Raw genomic sequence first — 23,501 nt, forward strand, 5'->3', positions numbered from 1 at the left:
CAACGGAGATGATCACAAAAATAACTTTAGACTTGACAGACAGCTAGTCAACTTCATATCTCTGCTTATGTCTGGTTAAAAGCTCTTGATATTTCTGATTTGTCTTTGCTTGCATCCATTTGACTTTAAATATTGCTGCTGATTCAGCTTTAACAGGGTCTACTTCATAGGGTAAAATCTCTTTTTGCGAGTCCTGTTTGTATTTTCTGCCGCTTTTATGATTAGCATAACGACGAGAGCGAGTATAACCCATTTGGATAAACTTTCGTGCCATATCCGCTCCGACAAAATCATCTTGTTCTAGATAAACAAGAAACATCTCGTAGATTTTTTCACTTGACTCTCTAGCAATATCAGGAGTTTTGAACCGCCAGTAGGGAATAATTTCTGATTTGTATGGTTCTACCAAAAGTACACCCTGCTCACCCTTGCCAACACGATATAGTTCGGGATGTTGGCGAAAATCAATATTCTTAAAGTCTAAAGAATAATCAAATGGCATGATAGATTTTTATTTAGGAATAGTAAACTTTAAGAAAAAGTTCAACTTCTATCCTAGTAAAGAGATTTGGTTCTACTATGCTATCTAGCACCCAATCTGTGAACAGTGTCCTTGCGCCGGGAAATCTGCGTAAAGTGCATCACATTGCCCTCAACGTCCAGGATATGCAAGCTTCCCGCTACTTTTATGGCACAATCCTGGGTTTGCATGAACTGACAGGCGATGAAGTACCCGCAACCCTGGTGGAACTAGTTGCTTCTGGAAAAGTAGCCAACTTCATCACCCCGGATGGTACGGTCTTGGATTTATTTGGGGAACCAGAATTATCACCACCAGATCCCAATCCAGAGAAGACTTTCACCAGAGCATACCATCTGGCTTTTGATATAGATCCGCAGTTATTCGAGCAAGCGGTGACAGTAATCAGAGAAAATAAAATAGCGATCGCACATGGCCCAGTCACTCGTCCTACTGGTAGAGGAGTGTATTTTTACGATCCAGATGGCTTTATGATTGAAATTCGTTGCGATCCAGAAGCCAGTTAACTTAGGGGTAATAACAAAAGTATCTACTATGTCCGCAAAAATCACGCAAATATTTAAAGTAATTGAAGACACAATCACAAAACCACCAATTCCACACGAACCATACAAGCAATCATTGAAAGCCTGGGCGATGTATTGTTTGCGAGACAAAGGTTTTATAGTTGTTTATGCTCAAAATGCCGACTTTGCCATTGAAACTAAAGGCTTAGAAAAGCTATATTTCAAAGTTTCAAATAGCCCCGATGATTTAGATAATTCTATTAGCTGGATTGTTTGGGATAGTGCAACCAAAAATGCCAGTCTAATTCCCCAAAAAATAGACTGATGCTAAAAAATTGCTGTAACCGAATAATTCGTAATTAATAGTCTAGAGTAACCAAATTCATTTAAGGAGATAATAAAAAATCATTCCTTATTTAAGAGTAGCTACCTATCTTCTCTTAGTAAATTACGAATTACGAATTAATCAGACAACTGCTGCACAAATATTTGATGTTCTGGCGAATTTAATCCCAACTGCAACACAGCCAATACTTGCTGCATATTGCCAGCAAGTAAATCCGACCTTGATAACCACAAACCAGGAAATACTTGACTTTTGATAATTCCATCTGCGTCCACTTCTAAGGACACATATTCTCCTTGTTGCAGGCTAAACCAATTTAAATTATTTTCAAATACTTGCCAAATAATGTATTCTTTTACCCCATTACGACCATAGACTTTTTTCTTGTCATGTAAATCAATAGCAACGCTGCTAGCTGCTATCTCTATTACGAGTTCTGGCGCACCTTTGATGTAATCATCATCACTAAAACGAGATTGTCCTCTAGCTGCTGGTGTTATTAATAGCACCCCATCAGGTTGCGGTTCATTGTCTCTATCTAAGCGGACTGTTGGCTCAATTCCTAATCTCACACCAGGGGTTGATGCTTCATAAACTCCTAACCAAGTGATTGTATGACCATGTGGTTCAGCATGACTTTCAAAGCGTAAAGGGGATGCCAAGTATACAACTCCTTCAATTAATTCTGCCTTTTGATGACGGGGCATTGCTTGATAGCGTCGCTCAAATTCGTAGCGAGTGAGGTGATCGCCATTTTCTAAAGGAGGAATTCGCTGCTTGAGTGATAGGTTAACCATGATTTTCTGCTCTGGCAAGGAGTCTTACTTTATTATGGCTTGGTACATATTTTTTTGTGATCTACTGCCCAAGTTTCATCTTGTCAAAGAATCGTTAGAATTAGGTTTCTCAAATACCATTAAATGCTGTTGGGGTAACAAATTTTTGGTTTCACGCCAAACCAAACCAACCGCTTGCATTTCTTTGCGGACTTGCTTTTGAGTCATCTTGTGCAGACGTTTAATCATAATAAAGGGATTTTCACCTCGGTACTCAACCAGCACTACCCGACCACCTGCTTTAAGTCCTTTCACAATTCCTTGCATCACTTCTTGGGGATACTCAAGTTCATGGTAAGCATCTACAATCAACGCCAAATCGATACTTTCAGATGGTAAGTTGGGGTTGCTAAGGGTTGCGAAAACAGGCTCAACATTGGTGATACTTTTCTCTTTTTTGAACAACTCAATGATTTCTAACATTTCTGGCTGAATATCTACAGCCAAGACTTTACCTCTTGTTAATAACGGCGCAATGCGAAAGCTCAAGTAACCTGTACCAGCGCCAATATCTGCTACTACATCGTTAGATTTAAGGTTAAGGAGGCTGACTATTTTACTTGGCTGTTCCTCCACCTCTCGGCTTTGTCGTTCTAGCCAGCCTGCGCCTGTATATCCCATAACTTTGGCAATTTCTCGCCCCATGTAGTATTTGCCAATACCATCTGGACTATGAATTATCCGTTGTTCGTAAACTGTGGTGGATGGAGAATCTGCTCTTGCTATGGCAGTTGGCTTAACCAGCAAGCATTCAAGCATTAACAGGAAAATTACTATAAAAGGTAGGATTTTAAGCTTGTGATTATAACTCATCTTTTTTTGTATTTTAAGAAAATCTCAGTTATACCCATTCATCTTAATTCTTGATGTGGATCAAATTGCGGGGGATACCAATCCGTTTCTATCTAAAAACGTCGAGCAACTTGAATTTATTTATTAATTTGACCTTAGCGCGAAGCCCTGGAAGTGACTGATCTTTGCAAATTAGCTAGAGCGCGATTGTAATCCAAAATAGCTGTGACTCGATTACCTTCTGCTCTTGTCAGGTCATTTTCAGCAGAGATCACCTCTGTTTGAGTACCCACACCAGCTTGGAACCTCAGCCTTGCTAAATTCAGAGCTTCCTTGGCTTGATTTAAAGCCACGCTAGAAGTCTGCACATTATTTAAATTGGCTTGCAATTGAGAATAGTACTGTTCTACATCAAAGCGAATTAGGTCGCGCTGGCTACCAAATTGAGTCTCTGCGATCGCAATATTAGCTCTCGACTGAGCCGCCCTTGCTCTTGCTGCTCCCCCATCAAACAAACTGAGATTTCCTTGAATTCCCACTGAATAGCCATCAGTAATGCTGACACCATCATCATACCGATCTAGCAGATTGTAGTTACCTACCAAACTAATTTGTGGCCCTAGCTGTGAAAGTGCTTGTCGTCGCTGTTGCTCACCAATGTTACGTTGTGCTAATTGCTGTTGCAATTCTGGACGATTTTGAAGAGCTAGTACAATAGTTTCTTCTACTGTTGGCTGCCAAAGACCGGCTAACTGTACCGGATCTGCCGCAGTGATATTAACCGACTGTGCCAAACTTAACCGAGTTGCTAACCGACGACGGGCGATTTCTTGCTGTGAGATAGCATTAGTCAGTTCTTGTTGGGCGTTTGCTAAATTCACCTGAGCTTGCAGCACATCGAACCGCGTACCCACTCCAGCCTGTTCTCTCGCTTGAGTATCCCGCAAACTAGCCTGGGCATTATCCACGGCAGACTGATTAATTCGTGCTTGTTCATCTGCTTCTAGCAAATCGTAATATTCAGTGGTGACATTCAGTTCGATTTCCAAAGATGTACTCTCAACATCTAATTCATCTATCCTTAGCTGTTCCTTTGCGGCTTGGATAGTAGCTTGTCGGTTCCCAGAAGTATAGAGGTCATAATTCAGTTGTGCTGAACCATTGAAAGAGGTGCTGGCTGGAGATGAACTGCTAGTAAAACCATTACCACTGTTAGTCAAACTACTGTTAATACCAAGAGTAGGAAATAAGGCAGCTTGAGACTCGCGTAGCGACGAGCGACTGCGTTCTAGCTCTAATATGGCTACCTGTAAGTCTCGATTGTTGCGTTTTGCTAGTTCTAAAGCTTGTGCCAAACTGATTGGCACAGTTCCCTGAATCTTTACTTCCTCCGGTTTTGTAGGAAATTGCAGAGGATTGGGATTGGGGTTGAGGTAATCGGGAACCTGTACAGAGTTTGAGGAATTCTGGGGTTTTGGGGGAGTTGCTGCACTTGCTAAAGTTGGAAAAAGAATAGCGATGCCTGACGGCAAAGCTACCGCCAATGCTACGCTCACCCAGGTAGAATGCACAAATAATAAACTGAAATTCATAATCTAAATGTAGTCATTAATTAGGTTTTTTTGAGGATACATCAAGAGTTTTATATCCTGATTAACCTACAGAAATTTCAATCTTAAATTCCCCCTCAAAGGGTTGATCTTAACAAATTAGCCTACAATCAAGCCATCTTGAACTCGAATAATCCTTTTGGTTTGAGCCGCGATATCTGGTTCATGAGTGACAATCACAATCGTGATCCCTTGGTCATTAAGTTCTGTCAGCAAACTCATTACCTCATGGGAAGTTTCAGTATCTAAAGCTCCTGTTGGCTCATCTGCCAAAACTAATGCAGGTCGGTTGACCAAAGCGCGAGCGATCGCTACTCGTTGTTGTTGTCCCCCAGATAGTTGACTAGGGCGGTTAGATATGCGTCCCTCTAGTCCTACCTTTTCCAAGGCTTCTAATGCCCTTTGACGGCGTTTTGGTTTGGGTAAATTAGCGTAAACCATTGGCAACATAACGTTTTCCAGCGCTGTCGCTCGCGCCAATAGGTTAAATTGTTGGAAAACAAAACCTATCCTTTGGTTGCGAATATAGGCTAATTCATCATCATCAAAAGTCGTCAGGTTTCTGCCTTCAAAAATATAGTCTCCAGTAGTAGGACGATCCAGACATCCCAAAATATTCATGAGCGTGGATTTACCCGAACCTGATGCACCCATAATCGAGACATATTCCCCTTCTTCAATAGAGAGTTCAATTCCTTTGAGTATTGGAACACTAACTTCTCCCAAGTAGTAAGTTTTAGTAATAGATTCCATCCAGATCATTGTTGGCATAGTAGAGAGACGCGATTAATCGCGTCTGTACAAGAATTACGAATTACGAATTACGAATTACGAATTATTTAGTCGCTTCTTAAAGCAGTGATTGGATCTAATTTAGATGCGTTTCGTGCTGGAATCACCCCAGCTAGTAAGCCAACGCTCAATGAGAGTCCAAATCCAGCAATGATCGACAAGAAAGAAATGACAAAGGGAAATTTGAAAGTGCTTGCAGCTATAAAGGCTAATAAAACGCCAGTGGCCATACCAATACCTCCACCAGCAATGGAAATTACGATCGCTTCGGCTAAAAATTGATTCAGGATTGCAGAATTGGTGGCTCCTACGGCTTTGCGAATCCCGATTTCTCGCGTCCGCTCAACCACGGAAACCAGCATAATGTTGGCAATACCAATTCCACCAACCACTAATGAAATTCCAGCGATCGCTACCACCATGACTGTAAACAAACCCACAACATTAGTGAAGGTACTAACAATATCAGCTTGATTGGTCAGTCGAAAATCATCAGCTTGTGGCGGATAAATGTTGTGACGCAACCGTAAGAGATTGGTGACTTGAAACTGAGCGGCTTCTAATTGCTCCTGATTAGCACCTTTGACTAAAATTCCATTTACAGAAACGCCTACCAGGGCATTGTTCCCAACTAGTCTCTTCGACATACTAGTTAGAGGAATGAAAATCTGGTCATCTCGATCCATTGGCCCCTGAGAACCTTTAGGTTCCATCACCCCAATTACTTCATAAGCCTCTCCCTGAATGCGAATTCTCTCGCCGAGGACATTGGCACTCTGTCCAAAAAGTGTTCTTTGGACTGTAGGGCCAAGAATAGCTACCTGTGCGACAGTATCTAGTTCTTCTTGAGTAAAATATCTTCCTTGTTGGGGGTGAGTATTTCTGACTTCTGGGTAGTTCAAATCTGTGCCATAAATGGTTGTTGAGGTATTCTGTCCCCCATATACAACTTGGGCACTCCGTTGGAGATAAGCAGAAACCATCTGTGCTGATGGCGCTTGTGTAGCGATCGCCTTTGCATCTTCCCAAGTCAAAGTACTGCTAGAACCTACTCCTTGACGGACATTCCCGCTTCTTGCCGCACCCGCCAAGATTTGGATCACATCTGTACCCAATGCTTGTATCTGTTGCTCAACCCCCTTTTGCACTCCCTGACCGACAGAAGTAATGGCAATGACTGAAGAAATCCCAATAATCACGCCCAACATAGTTAAACCTGTGCGTAATTTGTTACTCCACAGAGTCTCTGCCGCCATTGTCAAAATTTCCAACAACGGTACTGTGCGGGTATTCTTAGCTTTATAAGAGCCGCTAAATATCTTAAACATAAGGTTTTATTTACAACTAACTTTAAGGGGAACCACCGCCTGAACGACCTCCGCCGCCACCGGCTCCTCTTCCTCCGCCTCCTCCTAAACCAGGAAAAACTCCTCCTCGTGGTGTTGATTGCGGACGTGATCCTGGTGGAAAACTGAGTAATACTCTCTCGTTTCCTGTCAATCCAGACTTAACTTCGGTAAAGTTATTCACGGTAACGCCAGTCTCAATGCGAGTAAACACAGGTTTGTTATCAGCTCCAGCCACAAACACACCTGTGGCATTGTTTTGGCGCACAACTGAGGCTGTTGGTACTACTAGAACATTTTCAACTTGACCGACTTGAAAATCTACTTCCACATTCATTCCAGATCGGAGTAGCCTTTGAGGGTCTGAAAGTGATACTCTCACTTCAAAACTGGTGACGTTTTGCTCTACTATTGCTTGGGCAGCGATTTGACTGACTTTACCTTCAAAGGTTTTTCCTGGGTAGGCATCTGCTTTAATCGAAACTTTTTGACCAAGGCTGATTCTGGAAATATTTGTTTCCGCTAAACTTGCGACAACTTCATTGGTTGAAGCTAGAGACAAGATTGAAGAAGAAGAAGAAGAAGCTACTTCACTACTGGCAGTTGTGGGTGTCACGAAAGCGCCTGGATCAGCAAACTTCTTTGTCACCACACCATCGAAAGGTGCGCGAATAATTGTGTCATTGATTTCGGCTTGGATGTTTTGCAGCGAACCGCGAGCAGATGTTACCTGGGCGCGGGCTGCGTCAATATCTTCTTGGCGCGTTCCGGCTTTCACAAGTGCTAAAGCTTGCTGTCTTTGCTTCACCACAGCTCGTGCTTGCTCAATATCTTCTGGACGTGACCCGGCTTGTTGCAGAGCCAGTGCTTGCTGTGCTTCATTTACACTAGCTTGAGCGCTGTCACGATTGGCACGGTTTTGGTTAAGAGTCTGAAGGGAAATACCACCTGCATTGTAAAGTTGCTGATTACGAACCAAATCATCTTCTGCTTGGCGAAGGGAGGCTTGAGCGCTTTGCAAGCGTGCCCGTGCTTGGGCAATATCTTGAGAGCGATTGCCTGCTTGTACCTTTTGCAGATTCGCCTGGGCTTCGTCTAATACTCCTTGGGCTTGAGCAATATCTTGAGGGCGATTACCTGCGATCGCCTTTTGCAGATTTGCCTCGGCTTGTGCCAATTGTCCTTGAGCAGAGGTGAGTTGCCCCCGGAGGTTGGAATCATCCATGTAAGCTACAATCTGTCCTTGTTTGACGAGATCCCCTTCCTTTGCCAGCAGTGTTTTCAAGATGCCTGAATTTTTCGGGCTGAGGTTGATTGACCGCTCAGGCTTCACCGTTCCGTTCGCTGAAACTGTGATTGTTAAACTCTGCCTTTCTACAGGTCTTGTCAGCACCCGACCTCTGGCTTCTTGACGGGAAACAACGGCTACTTGGTAATAAACTGCATAGCCAATTCCCCCTAAAAGGCAAAGGGCAATTAGCCAAGAGAGCCAATTACGCCTGCCCTTTTTTTTCTTTACCTCTGGAACTAAAATTGGTGAATCTACGGCATCTGATGTATCAATTTTCATATCTAAATTTGTCTATAAAGAACGGCTACCGAGCTAGTTATTCACGGCTAAAACTATAGCCTGGTAGCCCTATACTGACAATAATTTTGAGTTTTTGGTGTTTTAAAGGTTTATTTGCAGTACCAATCCACTAGGAAGTCTGAAGTAATCATCACGCACTCTCACTAATCTCCCAGATGGAACAATTTCCTGATTGGGAAGAAGAATGTCCCCGTTGGGAAGTCTAAAATAACCTTGATTACGCAGTCTGACTATGGATCTAGCAGGAATAATTTGCCCATTGGGATATCTAATGTCACCATTACCAAGTCTGACTACTCTGCTATAGGGTTGGTTGTCACGGTTCCAATTGCCTTGGTTTCCAGGGTTTCTGACTTCTCCGGGATAGGGTCTGCCGTTACGGTTCCAATTGCCCCAGTTTCCAGGGTTTCTGACTTCTCCAGGATAGGGTCTGCCGTTACGGTTCCAATTACCCCTGTCTCTGGGGTTTCTACGTTCTCTATAGTTGCGTCTGCCGTCGCGATCCCAATTTTGATCGCGATCGCCAACAACGTAGACTTTCGTCTGGGCACTTGCAGGCGCAGTCAAGAGAGTAGGGACAATGACCAGGGCAGCAGCAGCAGCTAAGACTATTGATACACGGTTTGGTTTCAACATAGAATTGACTCCTTATTTGCATTGAAGTTCTATTTTGCTGAGGTTTGAATTCAGCACATCAAAGTGTTTAATATTTACCTCATCGTATAAATTCATACATAATAATTATTGATCAAAAAGTTCAAACCGATGTATGACGAAAGTCACTAGTAATTCCACGCTGATGTATGACCAAAGTCACCAATTTTTTTAATGGGGAGTGGCGAGCAGAGGGGGTAAGGGAGAATAATTAATGGCCAATAAATACCTAACCCCTTTGATTTAATCCTGGCTTGGTGCAATTCCTTGCCAGACAATATCCACAAGACTCTGGACAAATAGTGATACTTCTGTGGCACGATCTCCAGAATTTAATGGTAATTCGGTAGTTGATGTACTGACTTGAGACGATATCTGCTCTAAGAAAACGTAGTTCATCAGCGATCCTAGTAAGATATGAGCCACTGTCTGGGGATCGCAAAGGCGAAGCCGGCCTTGGTTGATCTCATGCTCTAGGAAAGCAGTCAGTACTTTGACATCTCGCATGGGCCCTGGTTCTTTACCTCCAAGTTGTGGGAGCGCATTGCCTCGCGATCGCAGCATCATGATTAGAGGCAGCGCCTCACGATGGAATTCCATAATCTGGAGACAAATATTGATTAGGTTTTCTTTGAGATTGCCTTTGCCACAAAGAGATTCCAACTCGTTCACCCAGAGGGGTTTTTCTGGAATTCCCATCGCTGCAAAAAATAATTCTTCTTTGGTTGAGAATCGCTTGAAAATTGAAGCTTCAGAAATACCAGCCTGTTGAGCAATTTCTAAGGTTGAAGCACCAAATCCTTGTTGTAGGAAAACTTGACGGGCTGCTTCTAAGATTTGCTGATTGGTGATTCTGGGTATACGAGCCATAAATAAGTAAGTGATTACTTATTAATATATTGCTTTTATTATGGGGATGTCAAGAACTAATGACGTAAGATTTTGCTGCCGTCAACAGCGGAGATCGTTTAAGCTAGCTGAAAGATTCTTTGATTAGTGGCTTAAAGGCGGTAGTGTGCCTAAACATGTTCGTTTGATTTCTTTTCTAATGGTTTGTAGTTTGTGGAGTATGCCAAAAGCCGCTAACGCGCAGGCATTAATACCCCATACACTGCAACTAGATGGTACAAAGTTAGAGAAACAGGGGTTGAGCTTGGCACAAGAGGCGGCTCAACTAGCTCAGTTTCAACAGGTTGAATTAGCTTTGCCACGAGCGCGGCTGGCTAGTCAACTGGCTCCTAAGAATGATAAAGTGTGGTTGCTCTTAGGTGGATTGCAACTACAAACTAAAGAGTTTGACGGGGCGATCGCTAGCCTGAAAAAAGCGCAATCTATCAACCCCAAAAATGGTGATATTTTGTTTGCTTTGGGTTCAGCAAATTTTCAGCAGAAAAATTACCAAGCAGCTGTTGTCAATTACCAAGATGGTTTGAAGTTAAAACCCAATGATCCAGAAGGGTTGTTTAATTTGGGTAATGCTTACTATCTGCTGGGTCGATTGCCAGATGCGATCGCACAGTACGATAAAGCCGTTTCCCAAGATAAAAAATTCTGGCCAGCCCTTAACAATATTGGCTTAATCAACTACGAACAGGGTGATATCCCCGGAGCAATTAAGCGATGGCAATCTGCTGTAACCCTTGATAAGCAAGCGGCAGAACCTTTATTGGCCTTGGCAGTGGCACTGTATACTAAAGGCGAGCGCCAACAAGGACTAACCTTGGGAGAAGCCGCACTCCGTATCGATTCGCGCTATGCTAATTTGGATTTTCTCAAAGAAAATCTCTGGGGCGATCGCCTACTGTCTGATACGAAAAAATTCCTAGAATTACCCCGTATTCAAGCAGCCCTACAGCAACGAGAAAACTCATTATCAGCCCCTGAAAAACAGCCTACCCAATAATAGAGTTAGGAGTTACGAGTTGGGAGTTAGGAGTTAAAAGTCAATATTTCAACTCATAACTCAGCACTCATAACTCATAACTTTCTTATTACCACTTGCCTAACAGTACCTTTTCGTAGTACATCTATACTAACTAAAGACAGGAATTAGTCGCTCAAAAACATTTGCGGGCGAGTATTCCTGAAATAAGTCGTCAATTCTCAGTGTTCATCTGTGGGTAGAAGTGCGATGATTTGGTCAACAAACTGTTGATGGTCAACAACTGGTTTAGAAATGTAGCCATCAGCGCCGCTTTGTTTGAGAAAGTTCTCGCGATCGCCTTCCATAGCATGTGCCGTCACCAAAATAACAGGTAAATTTGCTGTTTTTGGATCAGATTTTAACATTTGTGTAATTTTGATTCCATCAACAGATTTACCTTGGTAAACGCTTCTAGACAGGGAAACATCCATCAAAATCAGGTCGGCTTCTCCTGATTGGGCAATTTTTATTACTTCTTCGACATTTTCAGTGTGTTTCACACCCAAGCCGCCACGCTTGGACAAAATTTTGGAAAAAACACGAGCATTAATTAGATCGTCTTCGACAATTAAAACAGTTTTCATGAGAATTTTAGTTATAGAGGTAGAGGTAAGGGGATTAGGCAATTCAAAATTCAAAATGAGAAAGTGCAGTCATGGCAAGTATCCTGGCTATGGAGTCTATACAAATTAAGTGTGCAGCAGATTATCATTCGATTAAAATAGCTACCTGCTATCTGTTTCCTTTTTAATAGTGAATGTACATCCTTGTCATCAAGGATGATACTACTGCTTTTTCTTTTATGACTGTCAATATTTTGTTAGGAATCCCATTTCATCCGTTATGCTGTGGTTGCTGCAATATTGAGTTCCGCCGGCTTTAGTGTAGTTAAATTTCAGGGAAAAAACTCATGGCAAAACAGTTAAACCTTCTCTCAACGGGACAGGTAATTACAACAGCCCTGCACACCGAGATGCAACGGTCTTATCTAGAATATGCCATGAGCGTGATTGTCGGGCGAGCGCTACCAGACGTGCGTGATGGCTTAAAACCAGTGCATCGTCGCATTTTGTATGCAATGCACGAACTCGGTTTAGTACCAGATAGACCCTATCGAAAATGTGCCCGCGTAGTGGGTGATGTGTTGGGTAAATACCATCCTCACGGCGACCAATCAGTTTACGATGCTTTAGTCAGGCTGGTGCAGGATTTTTCTAGCCGCTATCCTTTACTAGCAGGACACGGTAACTTTGGCAGCGTCGATAATGACCCGCCAGCGGCGATGCGTTACACAGAAACGCGCCTCGCACCCATCAGTCATGAGGGAATGCTGACAGAAATTGGCGAAGAGACTGTGGAATTTGTCGGGAACTTTGATAATTCCCAGCAAGAACCAACGGTGCTACCTGCTCAATTGCCGTTTCTGTTGCTCAATGGCTGTTCTGGTATTGCCGTGGGAATGGCAACGAATGTTCCACCACACAACTTGGGGGAAGTTGTCGATGGGTTAATTGCCTTAATCGACAATCCAGATTTGCCAGATGAAAAATTATTTGAACTAATTCCAGGGCCAGACTTTCCCACTGGTGGAGAAATAGTTGGTGAGGCGGGAATTCGGGAAGCATACACCACAGGTAAAGGTGGAATTCTAGTGCGGGGAGTCGCAACTCTGGAGGAAATTCCAGCCGCGAGGGGAAGCAAGCGACGGACGGCAATTATCATTACAGAATTGCCATATCAAGTGAATAAGGCTGCCTGGATTGAGAAGGTAGCCGACTTAGTAAATCAAGGACGCTTGCAAGGAATTTCTGATCTTCGGGATGAGAGCGATCGCGAAGGGATGCGGGTGGTAATTGAACTCAAACGCGATACCAATCCCCAAGAAGTTCTCCAGCATTTGTATCACCAAACTGCTTTGCAAATGACTTTTGGGGCGATTCTCTTAGCAATAGTGAATGGACAACCCCGACAGTTAAGTTTGCGTCAACTGTTGCAAGAGTTTTTGAGTTTCCGAGAAGAGACACTCAACCGTCGCTACAATTACGAGTTGGGTAAGGCCCAAAGTCGTGTGCATTTGGTAGAAGGTTTACTCAAAGCACTATCTAATTTGGATCAAGTAATTGAAATTTTGCGGCAAGCTCCCGATGGAAGTACGGCAAAAATTAACCTTTGTAGCCGACTAGATTTGAGTGAGGTACAAGGAGATGCAATTCTGGCTATGCCGTTGCGTCGCCTCACCAGTTTAGAACAGCAAAATTTGCAGCAGGAATTTGAGCAGCTAAGTGAACAAATTGGCTTGTTGGAGCGGTTACTGAACGATCGCCGGGAATTGCTCAAGGCGCTGAAAAAAGATTTGCGATCGCTCAAGCGCAAGTACAGCGATCCCCGGCGTACCAAGCTAGCACCCACCAGCACTGATACAAGAATACAAGAGGACAAGGGTAAAAAAAGACAAGGAGTAGAGGAAGAAGAGGAACTTAAATCTTCTGAACCGGCAGAGGAAGCGGTTTTAGAATTTACCCAACGAGGTTATGTCCGTCGCACCCAGCCATCTGGGAGAAAGTCAAAAGGTGAAAATGGTCTGCATGATAATGACTTCATTATCCAAACTGTTTTAACTGACACAGAAAAAGACTTGCTAATACTAAGCGGTGGTGGCAAAGTCTATCCTGTGAAGGTGGGAGAAATTCCTCCCACCACTGGACGTTCTCCACGGGGAAAACCTTTGATTACTATGCTTAGTAGTACTGCTCAAGGTGCTCAAGAAGCTGTGGTCAGCCGCTTTTTACTGCCGGAAAATCTCGAAACTAAGCAGATGATTCTCCTAACAAAACAGGGACGGATTAAGCGTCTGTCTCTGGGAGAATTTACTAACTTGACTCGACGCGGAATCACCATTTTGAAGCTCAAAGACGATGATGAATTGTCATTTACCCAGTTCAACGCTCCAGGGGAGCATCTGATTTTAGCTAGTTCAGGTGGGCGAGTGTTGCGCTTTGCAGTCAATGATGAACAATTACCGATCATGGGTCGCACTGCGATGGGTTTACAAGCATTTCGGTTATTGAAAAATCAGCAAATGGTTGGCTGTGTCACTGTCGGTAAAGATGACCAACTGCTGCTAGTTACTCAAGAAGGATATGCCAAGCGGATGGCTGCGAGTCAGTTGAGAGCGGCTAATCGCGGTGATTTAGGCACGCAAGCGCTGAAATTTGCCAGTAAAACTGACAACCTAGCTGGTATGGTCATAGCGATGCCTTCGGCGGGCTACGCCAACGCCTCTGGCGAGGTAGCTTTGGTGACGAATAAAGAACGGGTAGTGCGGATACCTGTGGAAACAGTGCCTATTTTAGGTAGAGATGTGAAAGGTGAAAGCATTCTCCAACTCAACCGCGATGAAAAAATCATCACCGTTGCCGAAGTGCGATCGTAAATCAAGGTGAGTTTCTATTCTTGTAGGTATTCTTCTAGGTTTACCTCGTTCCCAGTCTCCGGCTGGGAATGCCTTTTTAGAGGCTGCCGCCTCCCGAATTGGCGGCAGAAAATATTGAGGTGGATGGTGCTTATTTAAGCACCATCCACCTCAATACGGTTCGGACAAGGTTTTTTGATGAAAATCATAGATCACAAAAACGCGATAAATCCCCGTCTCTTCCCTTAACCGAACCGTATTGCCATCCACCTATGAAACAAAAGTTTTGCATTTTGTTTCATCCATATTTTTAAGTATTTTTGACTATACATATCTCTAATTTTTCATCGCAAAATAATAAACTTATTGAAAATAAAGCAATACAAATCAATATTTGATAATTGCTCTCAATAAAAATAAGATTGTCTCTGACGATAAAAATTCATGTAACACTCAGTAAATCTAACTGAAGGCTGATGTTTTAATCTGTATAAATAGCTATCTCTGTTTATGTCAAGATATGGAAACAAAAGTATAAATAATGTTGCCTTTATAAAAATATTTGTTATATTAGTTTACATAAGGCAATAAACCTTAAAAATTAAGTTTGGAGTCTCAACCATGACAAATGCAACCACAACAAAAGTTACTAATCCTGTAATTGAAGATCGCAACGCTTGGCGCTGGGGCTTTACCCCACAAGCAGAAATTTGGAACGGTCGTTTGGCAATGATCGGCTTTTCAGCAGCAATTTTGGTTGAGGTTTTTTCTGGACAAGGCTTTCTACACTTTTGGGGCATCCTGTAAGTTTTAATATCTAAGATGACCTATAAATAAAAAAACCTGGAGTGCTAATTCACTACCAGGTTTTTTATTTGTCACTTATCATTTATCATTTGTCAGTTGTGCTTTGTTTATTCACTAATGACCAATGACGAATTGACTACCGAATATATTCCTTGAGAACGCTGTTACGATTTGGATGGCGTAACTTGCGGAGTGCCTTCGCCTCAATTTGACGAATGCGTTCGCGGGTAACGTTGAAAATCTGCCCGATTTCTTCAAGGGTCTTCATCCGACCATCGTCCAAGCCGTAACGCAGTCTGAGAACATCGCGTTCACGAGGACTGAGACTGTCAAGGACTTTTTCGAGGTCTTCGCGCAGAAGATTTTTGGAAACTTGGTCTTCTGGCGTTTCACCATCGGATTCAATAAAATCGCCCAATCGAGAATCTTCTTCTTTACCAATAGGCGTTTCTAATGAAATAGGCAACTGGGCAGACTTAGCAATAAAACGCAACTTCTCAATGGTCATTTCCATCCGAGTAGCGATTTCTTCTTCAGTTGGTTTACGACCCATTTCTTGAGACAGTAACTTGGTAGTTTTCTTAATCCGAGAGATGGTTTCGTATAGGTGAACTGGAAGGCGAATTGTGCGGGATTGATCTGCGATCGCGCGGGTAATTGCTTGACGAATCCACCATGTAGCGTATGTAGAAAACTTATAACCTTTTTCGTGGTCAAACTTTTCAGCGGCACGAATCAAACCGAGACTGCCTTCCTGAATTAAGTCCTGGAACGACAAACCACGATTCATGTACTTCTTAGCAATTGAAACTACAAGACGGAGGTTAGATTGCACCATCTTGTCTTTCGCCCTGCGACCAACATGGAGGCGATAACGAAAAGCTGGTAGTGGCAGTTGTACTGCTTCTGCCCATTCGCTATCTCGAGGATCGCGATCCAACTGTTCTGAAAGTCTTTCGCGTACTCTCTCTAATTCCAGTAAATCGGCTATTTTCCGCGCCAATTCAATTTCTTCGTCTGCCCGCAACAGACGAATTCTACCAATTTCTTGCAAGTAAAGCCGAATTGAATCTTCGGTATAGTGCTTTTTCTTGCTTTGTGTCCGACGACGCGATTTAGCGGCTTTTCCAGACTTTGCGTCGTCCTCATCAGACTGAGGCTCTAAAAATTCATCGTCACCTTCATCGATGATCAGCAAGTCCTCTTCATCGTCTATTAAGAGTTCTTCTAACTCGAGCTCAGGCTGATTCATTATTTCTAGGTCAGGCTGATATATGCTTTCGAGTACGTTGTTAGCCTGGTTCATGCCGCGTTCCTCATGCTCCTTGCAGAATCAATTACTCAAGATGTGTTTACTGCTCTTTTAAACGAGCTATTTGTCAACCGAAAATAATCTTTTTGGCAGATTTGCCAGATATATTTTCGGGCGTTTTAAACCTCCAGTTGGAGGGTTTTTTACTTTAGTTTAAGCCATTACTAAAAGTGACTTGCTCATCTTAGTAAATGTTATATGTGTTGCTATCACACACTGCTTTCAACTAACTGGTCAAAAAAAAGACTCGCCTTTATCAAAAAATTTGCCACTCTATACTAATGAATTCAGACTGTTGGCAGATTTTCCTATAAAGACTCTTCCGATTGTAGCCTGTTTCACAGAAATTGCACTCTTTTTGTGTATTAATCATGATCTTCTAAAGCAATTATTAGCCACTATTACCAAAAAGATATTAAAAACGGGAGTTATACCCTTAAATTTTTCTCCACTTTTCGGAATTGCAGTGACCTGCTTATTACATTACAAAGTAAGTACGTTTGCTTTTGCCGAATTTCATGTATTTTACACAACATTAATTACTTAGGAAGAGTGCATTTTATGTTAACTCAGACAATTCGTCTTAATCTACCCATTTTTACATTTCCTTCACAAATTACGCATTCCTTAGACTAAACCGGGTCTTAACCTTGGGTAAATACAACAAGGGTGGTGGTGCTTGCCTTAAAGCAGTTAACCTTCCGCAGACTAATTACCTTAACTGAGGAGTTGAGGCTGGGGCGGAATCGACCTGATAGCAGATCAATTTAGGTTGAACTAATTCGGTCTTATTCACACGTTAGCGCACTGTGGCGATTTCAGCCCTATGAAACTTGACAAACTTTTCTTATTGTATACAAGGATATTTTAATCAATTCAAAAACAATTTGTCCTGCGAACTCGCCAGTATAGTCTTATTTAAGGCAAAAGTTCATTAGATACATACGATACAATAGCGATCTCCACGGCAGTACATGAAGATATTAACAAGTTTGCTGCCAGTTGGTGTCTGCTTCCAGTAGGCATTACCTCGAACAAAGATAACCCAGAAGATTGTCTGATGATTTGGTTACAAACTTTGCTTGCGTAAGTATGTTGTAAACTTCAATACTTTTATTTCGGTAAGCTTCTGTCATCTTATTATGAGAAATCCTCAAGATACTTATTAATTGCTGTTTGATAGATGAGATTCAGTTATTTTCTTAAAGCATAACAAATGTGTTTTTAGGTGGTGGGCGAAATGAATCAACCAGTCACTGCAAAGATTATTATCTTAACTAAATTTCCAAAAAAGTTGGTAGTTTAGCTAACACTAGAAGATTGAACTTTTGTAAAATGTTGACAAGAAGCAAATTATATGTATATTTGCCAACTGAAAAATTTAGAATTTTTGTAGTTATGTAGTACTGACCTACCACACAAGTAGTAGGTCAACCTAAATTTTTTTAATTGATTGTTAGCGTCTAGTTAAAAGCCAGGGTGGCTTTCAAGTCTACCCCTAGCGAAAGCTGGAAACTATGAGCAATGCTTGAACTACCGTGGTGTTGGGGTGGTGTTTAAACTTGCGGGAAAATTAGGTGGCAGAAGTACCTGGTCAACTACATGAACGATGCCATTGCTAGCTGGGATGTCTGGCTGAGTCACTTTAGCGTTGTTGACTGTGATTGAATTGCTAGCACGATCAACCGTGATTTTAACGGGATTACCCTCAACTGTTTTAACTTGTCCAGAAGTCAATTGCTGGGAGGTAATTCCCCCAGGTATAGCATGGTAGGCTATAAGCCTGACTAATTGTTGTTTGTTTGCTGGCTGTAAGAGTTGGTCTAAAGTAGCTTTTGGTAAAGCAGAGAAAGCGGCGTCAGTAGGAGCAAATACTGTGTAAGGGCCTGGTGCAACCAATTGTTCAGTTAAGCCCGCAGCTTGCACTGCTTGGATGAGAGTTTTAAACTGTCCTTGACTAGCTGCGGACTTTGCCAGTTCTGCTAAATTTTGGGTTGCAGTTGTGCTGTTAGGAGTTGGCGTGACGGGAGGGACAGTTGTTATGGGGGTTTGGGCAACGGGAGGAACAGTTGCGGTGGGAGTTTCTGTGACAGGTTGAGCGCAGGCAGACAGAGCAACCAAACTACCTATGCCAATAATATTGAACAATGCTTTTCGTACTATGCCTTTGCTCGCTTTCATAGCTTTGTGTCGAATCCAATTAAATAGGGAATTATTAACAATAGTTAATGAATTTATGGATATAGTCACTCATCTAACGACATAGTTTGTAGTCTGAAAAATATTAATACAAAAACTTATCTATTTCCTAGTTTGACATCAGCCAAAAGAGGTATTTTTTTATAGCAATTTTGGATATAAAAAAGGTAATGGGTGAAAACCTATCACCCATTACCTTTGTCAAAAATTCTCAGAGTAGTAGCAGGGAATTGATATTAGATATCTAAATCAGTGAAGTTCAGTTTAGAACCATAGGTTTCGATGAATTCTCGTCTGGGTGCGACGCGATCGCCCATTAAAATTGTGAAGATGCGATCAGCTTCGGCAGCGTCCTCAATTTCGACTTGCTTCATTTTGCGGGTTTCTGGGTTCATTGTGGTGTCCCAGAGTTGTTGTGGCATCATTTCACCCAAACCTTTGAAGCGTTGGATGGTATAGTTGGCGTTAGCAGGAAATTTGGCGATCGCTTGATTTTTTTCGCGATCGCTATAGCAGTACTCATGATTACGTCCCCGTTCTACTTTAAACAATGGGGGACAAGCAATATAAATAAAGCCTTGTTCGATCAGTGCCCGTTGATATCGATAGAAGAATGTTAACAACAAAGTTCGAATGTGCGCTCCATCTACGTCAGCGTCAGTCATGATGACTATGCGGTGATAACGCAGTTGGGTGGAATCGAATTCATCACCTTTGACACCTAAACCAAGTGCTGTAATTAACGCTTGAACTTCGTTATTTTTATAGATTTTGGCATCGTCGGTTTTTTCAATATTGAGAATTTTACCACGTAGAGGCAAGATAGCTTGAGTCCGGCGATCGCGTCCTTGTTTGGCACTTCCACCTGCTGAGTCCCCTTCCACGATGAATATCTCAGATTCGCTGGGGTCACGAGAACTGCAATCTGCCAATTTACCAGGTAATGGCGAAGATTCCAGTACAGATTTGCGCCGGACCAACTCTCGCGCATGACGCGCTGCTTCTGCGGCTTTGAAAGCTTGGATAGCTTTATCTAAAATTGAGTCTGCGATCGCAGGATGAAATTCTAGGTACTCGGTGAGAACTTCTCCCACCAAAGAATCAACAATTCCTCGAACTTCGGTGTTACCAAGTTTAGTCTTAGTTTGTCCTTCAAATTCTGGATCTGGGACTTTAACGGAAATTACCGCAGTCAAACCTTCGCGGACGTGTTCGCCACTGAGGTTAGGTTCATTCTCTTTAATTTTATTGCGCTTACGGGCGATCGCATTTAATGTCCGAGTCAAAACCGCCTTCAATCCTTCTAAGTGCGTACCACCATCCACCGTGCGAATATTGTTAGCAAAACCTAGAACATTATCCGTGTAAGCATCAGTACACCATTGTAAGGAAACTTCCACTTGTACGTTGTTGCGTTCTCCCTGCACATAGATAATTTCTTCATGCAGCGGCTGCTTCTCGCGGTTCATGTAGGCGATATATTCTTTAATACCACCCTTGTAATTGTAGGATTCTACTTTCGGTGTATCGCTTTTTAGTAGTTCTAAACGGTGGTCAGTAAAGGTAATTTTGACACCTGCATTCAGATACGCCAATTCCCGTAGGCGACCTGATAAAGTGATGTAATCAAACTCAATGCTAGTTGTAAAGATTTGAGTATCTGGCTTAAAGGTGACAGAAGTTCCAGTTCTAGCTTCTTTGTAAGGCTTTACTTGCAGTTCACTAACTGGGATACCCCGTTCATAGCGTTGGAGATGAACTTTTTTATCTCGCCAAACTGTAACTTCTACAACCTCAGATAGGGCATTAACAACAGAAATACCAACCCCGTGCAAACCTCCAGAAACTTTGTAGCCACCGCCGCCAAACTTACCACCGGCGTGCAATACTGTCATCACGGTTTCCAAAGCCGATTTCCCGGTGCGTGAGTGAGTATCGACGGGAATACCGCGACCATCATCTGTTACAGTCACGGAACCATCAGCGTTGATATCCACTTCTATATGAGTGCAATGACCCGCCAAAGCCTCATCGATTGAATTGTCCACCACCTCGTAAACTAAATGGTGGAGTCCTCGCGGCCCAGTGGTACCGATGTACATTCCTGGTCTTTTGCGGACGGCTTCCAGACCTTCCAGAACTTGAATCTGATCGGCACTGTAACTGCTCGTCATGTAAACTCTCCTGATGCGTGGGGTTGAAATCGCCTAAAGGCAAATAAAAGTAAAAACACTCCAAAATTGTAACACAAAAGCCTTGCTGGCGTCTGTAGGGCATTTTCAAGAGAAGTTTATACTGGGGTTGCAGTACCGTATAAGAGGGGCATAGGAGCAAGGGAAGAAAACTAATGACTAATGACTAATGACTAATGACTAAATTAATTGTGATTTGTGGGGCGACGGCAACAGGTAAGTCGGGTTTGGCTTTGGCTTTGGCGATGGGGTTGGGTTCTGTGATTCTTAGTGCTGATTCTCGTCAAGTTTACCGTGAGTTTGATATTGGGACGGCGAAACCAAGTGTGGCTGAACAAAAATTGGTGCCGCACTATTTAATAGATATCTGCGATCCAATAGACATGATGACAGTAGCAGACTACCAGGAACAAACACAAGCCTTAATTGCTTCTGTTGATGTTACACCACTGTTGCTAGTTGGTGGGACTGGTTTATATATCCGTTCCATTGTCCAAGGGATGAAAATCCCTAGAGTTGCACCACAAACAGAATTGCGATCGCAGCTTGAATCTCTTGGTCAAACTCAACTCTACGTAATGTTACAACAAGTTGATCCAGTTGCTGCACAAAAAATTCATGCTAATGATTCAGTGCGAACTTTAAGAGCTTTAGAGGTATATTATGTTACTGGGTGCCCCATTTCAGAACAACAAGGGGAGAATCCACCGAATTATCCGATTTTGCAAATTGGTTTAGATTGCGATGTTGAAAAGTTGGATGCTCGGATTAAACAGCGTACTGAGCAAATGATAGCAGATAATTTCGTCGCTGAAGTGGAGTATCTTTGTCAAAAATATGGCGCTGATTTGTCTTTGTTGAATACTTTGGGCTATCAAGAAATTAAGCAATATTTGGCTGGGGATATTTCCTTAAATGAAGCAAAAGAATTAATAGTTTTGCATACACGACAATTTGCCAAGCGACAACGCACTTGGTTTCGCGCCTATCCAAAAATTGAATGGTTTGATGCGAATGATCCTGATTTATTAGAGAAGGTTTGGCATCGTATAAATAAGTTTATAAGTTGCACGAGTTAGTGAGATTTTTTTACTCATGCAAAGACGTAAAAAAACTTTGCGTCTTAACAGCGAGTGTTTTATAGAGTGTCGGGATCTACGCCCATAGCCCGTAGCCTATCTGCTAGTAATTGGGTGCGTTGTTCTGCTTGTTCGGCGCGTTGTTGTTTAGCAGATGCAAAATTATCCACAGGTGTATCATTTTCAGTGACTAGCTGGTTGGCATCTGGCACATAGTAATCATCATCATTGATTAGAAGTTGCTGAACCATGATTTTATCCAGTCTTTAAGAGCATTATTTCTAGGTTAGTTTATTTTTTGAAGCAGAGGAGTGTATATGATTAATATGGGACATTTTTGTTTAAGATTTATATGAATTTAGTTTAGATAATGTGCTTGCATCCGATATATCTTATTTTCACATATTATCTGATCTGGTATTTGATATATGCTTTTACTTAAAATAGTTAAAAATATAAGTGCTTTATTTACATCGTTTTTCGGGTTATGATATTGATTAAAGGTTTTTAATACTTGAAGCTGATAGATTAAATATCGATCGCTTCCTATTCGGTTATGCCAATAATTGGTTAAGATTAGTGTGCTCGCTCTCTCAGACGATCAAATCTGTGTTTTTACTCCCACATCCTTTGAACTAGATATGCATTAAAAAATTAACAAAGGCATCGTTTAAACTATTGCCTCAGTGGCTGCCTGGACTTAAGAAATTGAAAGCCCGCGTAGACAGTTAAAGTCTCTTCTGGGGGCGAATTCTATTTGCTAGGGCTTTTTACAAAAATCTAAACTTACTGATGGGGATGTAGAAACCTCATCTTCAACAAAGTAAGATGAGGTAGTTCATTCATATATTTTGTAGCAGATACTTGTGGAAAAGCAAATGCTAGATGTAAATTTTGTTATGAAAGTTGGCGATCGCGTCCGCGTTAAAGATTCGGTAGTAGTGTATCATCATCCTGAACATCGGAATCAGCCTTTTGACATCAAAGGTGAAGAAGGAGATGTAGTAAATATTGCCACCCAATGGCGAGACAGACCCGTAAGCGCTAATCTGCCGATTGTAGTCCAGTTTAGTAAAAAGTTTAAAGCCCATTTACGTGAAAATGAATTAGAAGTCATTTAGATGACTCATCGGCGGCGAAACCACTGGAAAATATTCAGTTCGCCGCGCATTCTTTTAAGCTCTTGGCGGTGCTGTTCTGCTGTTGTATAATACCATTCACAATAACGCTCAAACTCTGACCGGGAACGAACTTCGTGATAGAACTGGTGGGTTGTTTGGTAAGTAGCAAAAGCTTCTTCAACTTGGGGTTGAGGGGATGGGATAATATAGGGTAAATTTTTAGACATAATTTTAAGAGTGCTAAGTGCTAAGGTATTTAAAAATTAAAACTCTGCGACTATTGAAATTATAGCTATTGGCGATACGCGACTATAAAATCTTGTGAGTAATGCTGTTGAGCCTGTTTGCGTGATGCGATAGCTGATTATTTTTTAGGGGATGATGGGAGGGTTTGACGGATTTTACCGAAGTTAAATGTATGTGGGACAGATTGGCTTAGTC

Annotated in this window: 21 protein-coding genes and 1 pseudogene; 7 read left to right on the forward strand and 15 right to left on the reverse strand. The window is 42.2% G+C overall.

Features of this window, described 5'->3' with window-relative positions; translation table 11 throughout:
• Positions 1-43: 43 nt before the first annotated feature.
• Positions 44-502, reverse strand: a complete 459-nt coding sequence (locus tag ACEYW6_RS22405; protein ID WP_412981492.1) for a DUF4385 domain-containing protein — start codon at positions 500-502, stop codon at positions 44-46.
• A gap of 77 nt (positions 503-579) precedes the next feature.
• Between ACEYW6_RS22405 and ACEYW6_RS22410 the strand changes: the two genes are divergently transcribed.
• Together ACEYW6_RS22410 and ACEYW6_RS22415 are read left to right on the forward strand one after the other, a co-directional pair.
• Positions 580-1,047 (forward strand): VOC family protein, encoded by a 468-nt coding sequence (locus tag ACEYW6_RS22410; RefSeq protein ID WP_190890434.1) that lies wholly within the window; start codon positions 580-582, stop codon positions 1,045-1,047.
• 28 nt (positions 1,048-1,075) lie between these two features.
• Positions 1,076-1,372 (forward strand): hypothetical protein, encoded by a 297-nt coding sequence (locus ACEYW6_RS22415; RefSeq protein WP_190890431.1) that lies wholly within the window; start codon positions 1,076-1,078, stop codon positions 1,370-1,372.
• A gap of 137 nt (positions 1,373-1,509) precedes the next feature.
• Here the strand turns inward: ACEYW6_RS22415 and ACEYW6_RS22420 are convergent, their stop codons facing one another.
• From ACEYW6_RS22420 to ACEYW6_RS22455, 8 genes are all read right to left on the reverse strand, one after another.
• Positions 1,510-2,190: a Uma2 family endonuclease gene (locus ACEYW6_RS22420; protein WP_412981493.1), complete on the reverse strand. Its 681-nt coding sequence runs from the start codon at positions 2,188-2,190 to the stop codon at positions 1,510-1,512.
• Between the two features lie 75 nt (positions 2,191-2,265).
• Complete coding sequence (locus tag ACEYW6_RS22425; RefSeq protein ID WP_412981494.1) at positions 2,266-3,042, reverse strand: class I SAM-dependent methyltransferase; 777 nt, start codon at positions 3,040-3,042, stop codon at positions 2,266-2,268.
• A 134-nt stretch (positions 3,043-3,176) separates the two neighbouring features.
• On the reverse strand, positions 3,177-4,613 hold the full coding sequence (locus ACEYW6_RS22430; RefSeq protein ID WP_412981495.1) for a TolC family protein: 1,437 nt from the start codon (positions 4,611-4,613) through the stop codon (positions 3,177-3,179).
• Between the two features lie 117 nt (positions 4,614-4,730).
• Positions 4,731-5,402 (reverse strand): ABC transporter ATP-binding protein, encoded by a 672-nt coding sequence (locus tag ACEYW6_RS22435; protein ID WP_277926718.1) that lies wholly within the window; start codon positions 5,400-5,402, stop codon positions 4,731-4,733.
• A gap of 68 nt (positions 5,403-5,470) precedes the next feature.
• Entirely contained in the window at positions 5,471-6,751 is a 1,281-nt protein-coding gene (locus ACEYW6_RS22440; protein WP_412981496.1) for an ABC transporter permease, read from the reverse strand.
• Between the two features lie 22 nt (positions 6,752-6,773).
• Complete coding sequence (locus ACEYW6_RS22445; protein ID WP_412981497.1) at positions 6,774-8,339, reverse strand: efflux RND transporter periplasmic adaptor subunit; 1,566 nt, start codon at positions 8,337-8,339, stop codon at positions 6,774-6,776.
• Positions 8,340-8,441: 102 nt separating this feature from the next.
• Positions 8,442-8,996, reverse strand: a complete 555-nt coding sequence (locus tag ACEYW6_RS22450; RefSeq protein ID WP_412981498.1) for a hypothetical protein — start codon at positions 8,994-8,996, stop codon at positions 8,442-8,444.
• 261 nt (positions 8,997-9,257) lie between these two features.
• Positions 9,258-9,884, reverse strand: coding sequence for a TetR/AcrR family transcriptional regulator (locus ACEYW6_RS22455; RefSeq protein WP_412981499.1), 627 nt, complete (start codon positions 9,882-9,884; stop codon positions 9,258-9,260).
• 145 nt (positions 9,885-10,029) lie between these two features.
• On the opposite strand from ACEYW6_RS22455, the gene ACEYW6_RS22460 reads away from it, so the two are divergent.
• Entirely contained in the window at positions 10,030-10,917 is an 888-nt protein-coding gene (locus ACEYW6_RS22460; RefSeq protein ID WP_412981500.1) for a tetratricopeptide repeat protein, read from the forward strand.
• Between the two features lie 200 nt (positions 10,918-11,117).
• Here ACEYW6_RS22460 and ACEYW6_RS22465 read toward each other — a convergent pair whose 3' ends face one another.
• Positions 11,118-11,522: a response regulator gene (locus ACEYW6_RS22465; protein WP_094353192.1), complete on the reverse strand. Its 405-nt coding sequence runs from the start codon at positions 11,520-11,522 to the stop codon at positions 11,118-11,120.
• 326 nt (positions 11,523-11,848) lie between these two features.
• Here ACEYW6_RS22465 and gyrA point away from each other — a divergent pair, with 326 nt between their 5' ends.
• Together gyrA and ACEYW6_RS22475 are read left to right on the forward strand one after the other, a co-directional pair.
• On the forward strand, positions 11,849-14,371 hold the full coding sequence (gyrA, locus tag ACEYW6_RS22470) for a DNA gyrase subunit A (RefSeq protein ID WP_412981501.1): 2,523 nt from the start codon (positions 11,849-11,851) through the stop codon (positions 14,369-14,371).
• 600 nt (positions 14,372-14,971) lie between these two features.
• Positions 14,972-15,157 carry a chlorophyll a/b-binding protein gene (locus ACEYW6_RS22475; RefSeq protein ID WP_412981502.1) on the forward strand — a complete coding sequence of 62 codons (186 nt, stop codon included), beginning with the start codon at positions 14,972-14,974 and terminating at the stop codon, positions 15,155-15,157.
• Positions 15,158-15,293: 136 nt separating this feature from the next.
• Here ACEYW6_RS22475 and rpoD read toward each other — a convergent pair whose 3' ends face one another.
• From rpoD to gyrB, 3 genes are all read right to left on the reverse strand, one after another.
• Positions 15,294-16,463, reverse strand: coding sequence for an RNA polymerase sigma factor RpoD (rpoD, locus tag ACEYW6_RS22480; RefSeq protein ID WP_012412585.1), 1,170 nt, complete (start codon positions 16,461-16,463; stop codon positions 15,294-15,296).
• Between the two features lie 1,539 nt (positions 16,464-18,002).
• Positions 18,003-18,650, reverse strand: coding sequence for a fasciclin domain-containing protein (locus ACEYW6_RS22485; RefSeq protein ID WP_412981503.1), 648 nt, complete (start codon positions 18,648-18,650; stop codon positions 18,003-18,005).
• 254 nt (positions 18,651-18,904) lie between these two features.
• Entirely contained in the window at positions 18,905-20,842 is a 1,938-nt protein-coding gene (gyrB, locus tag ACEYW6_RS22490) for a DNA topoisomerase (ATP-hydrolyzing) subunit B (protein WP_196509854.1), read from the reverse strand.
• Between the two features lie 194 nt (positions 20,843-21,036).
• Between gyrB and miaA the strand changes: the two genes are divergently transcribed.
• Positions 21,037-21,939, forward strand: coding sequence for a tRNA (adenosine(37)-N6)-dimethylallyltransferase MiaA (gene miaA, locus ACEYW6_RS22495; protein WP_412981504.1), 903 nt, complete (start codon positions 21,037-21,039; stop codon positions 21,937-21,939).
• Between the two features lie 137 nt (positions 21,940-22,076).
• On the opposite strand, the pseudogene ACEYW6_RS22500 reads toward miaA, so the two are convergent.
• A pseudogene (locus ACEYW6_RS22500) lies at positions 22,077-22,190 on the reverse strand (Uma2 family endonuclease); the annotation flags it as partial.
• A gap of 627 nt (positions 22,191-22,817) precedes the next feature.
• Between ACEYW6_RS22500 and ACEYW6_RS22505 the strand changes: the two are divergent.
• Positions 22,818-23,060, forward strand: coding sequence for a ferredoxin-thioredoxin reductase variable chain (locus tag ACEYW6_RS22505; protein WP_313889930.1), 243 nt, complete (start codon positions 22,818-22,820; stop codon positions 23,058-23,060).
• 5 nt (positions 23,061-23,065) lie between these two features.
• Here the strand turns inward: ACEYW6_RS22505 and ACEYW6_RS22510 are convergent, their stop codons facing one another.
• The gene (locus ACEYW6_RS22510; protein WP_190890389.1) at positions 23,066-23,287 is read right to left on the reverse strand and encodes a hypothetical protein; all 222 of its coding nucleotides are present in this window, start codon (positions 23,285-23,287) and stop codon (positions 23,066-23,068) included.
• Positions 23,288-23,501: the final 214 nt, after the last annotated feature.

The sequence above is a fragment of the Nostoc sp. UIC 10607 genome, from assembly GCF_047228265.1.
GTDB lineage: Bacteria > Cyanobacteriota > Cyanobacteriia > Cyanobacteriales > Nostocaceae > Nostoc > Nostoc foliaceum_A.